Origin of the sequence: Thermoanaerobacter sp. A7A (assembly GCF_000445185.1) — a bacterium.
Classification (GTDB): domain Bacteria; phylum Bacillota; class Thermoanaerobacteria; order Thermoanaerobacterales; family Thermoanaerobacteraceae; genus Thermoanaerobacter.
Genome location: NZ_AVAF01000132.1, coordinates 1 through 1187, shown reverse-complemented (window position 1 = coordinate 1187; position 1187 = coordinate 1). Strand labels below are relative to the sequence as shown.

2 protein-coding genes and 1 pseudogene are annotated in these 1187 nt (G+C 36.4%); 2 read left to right on the top strand and 1 reads right to left on the bottom strand.

The features are described 5' to 3' along the window. Window positions 1-245, top strand: a 245-nt coding sequence (locus M663_RS14775; RefSeq protein WP_042805323.1) for a helix-turn-helix transcriptional regulator, incomplete at its 5' end; no start/stop codon positions are given. 16 nt (window positions 246-261) lie between these two features. Here the strand turns inward: M663_RS14775 and M663_RS0110470 are convergent. Further along, entirely contained in the window at window positions 262-477 is a 216-nt protein-coding gene (locus M663_RS0110470; RefSeq protein ID WP_029688861.1) for a hypothetical protein, read from the bottom strand. 195 nt (window positions 478-672) lie between these two features. Between M663_RS0110470 and M663_RS14770 the strand changes: the two are divergent. Further along, a pseudogene (locus M663_RS14770) lies at window positions 673-1187 on the top strand (DUF6431 domain-containing protein); the annotation flags it as partial.

Sequence of the window (1187 nt, the reverse complement as noted above, 5' to 3'; positions counted from 1 at the left end):
TGTCCAAAAAGCTTGGCGAGCTTCGCTGGACACAAGCAGATCTTGCACGAAAGACGGGAATACGCCCTAGCACAATCAATGAAATGTATCATGAAATTATTGAGAGAGTCAATCTCGAGCACTTAGACTTAATCTGCGAAGCACTTGATTGTGATCTTTCTGAAATATTGGTGCGTATCCCCAACGAAGTACCCAAACTGGGTAATCGCTCTCGTGCGGGGGAAACAAAAACTGAAGATGAATGAAAAGGTGTTGCAGCACCTATTCATCTACCGATGGCGCCTCTTGTGGGGCGCTTTTCCCTTGCCATAAAAAAGTACCTTCACTGTCGGCCACTCCAAAGTTTATTCCGGGATATTTCTCTGTGAGGCTCTTACCGGTCTGAATAAGGCTCTGGCTTTCATAGCTTTTTGTTACCTGGAGCCATTTGCCATTTTTGCCTTGCTTCAGTAGGTAGAACTCCTGCAGCTCTGACATCCGTATCACCTCCCTTCAAGTGAAGTGGGAGGACCTTTTTATGACTTCTATATATTGTCATTTCTCAAATTAATTTAGCCAAAAATCAAAGAAATTTCTCAGATTAAATAATCTTGTGATAAAATTAATGCTAAAGGAATTTGAAAAATTTTTTTAAAATTCCTTTAGCATTAATTTTAATTGGAGAGGTTACTTATGCAAATAATTTTCCATGTTGATAACATTGAAGAATATTTACATAAAGGTAAAGATTACAATTTTCCTGATCCACCAGATAGATTTCCTTATCCCGATTGCAAGTGTAGAGTAAAACTAAAAAAGCATGGGTTTTATTACCGTTACTATTTAGACGGATCCAACTGTGTAAAAATAGCCATAAGAAGATAATATATGCCCTGTGTGTAAAAGAACTCTTTCCTACCTTCCCGATTTCTGTATTCCTCATTTTCAGTATTCTTTCAATATGATTGTAAAGTCTTTAAAAGAGACACTTACAAGAGAAAAAACTCTCAGTTCTTTCATAAGTGACTTAAAAAGAAACTTTCCCACCATACTATTTTCAAGACAGCATATATATTTTTACACCAAAAGGATAATGAATAATTTAAGTTTTATCATATACGGATTAAGGCAAATAAACCCTTACATAAAATTATCCGAGGTTAACTTGCAAAGAGAGAGGGCCAGAGAGATTTTGGACATTAAAGCTT

What these genes read in the sequence shown, in the direction of transcription:
- M663_RS0110470 (WP_029688861.1), bottom strand. Translation starts at nt 477, where the DNA reads ATGTCAGAGCTGCAGGAGTTCTACCTACTGAAGCAAGGCAAAAATGGC.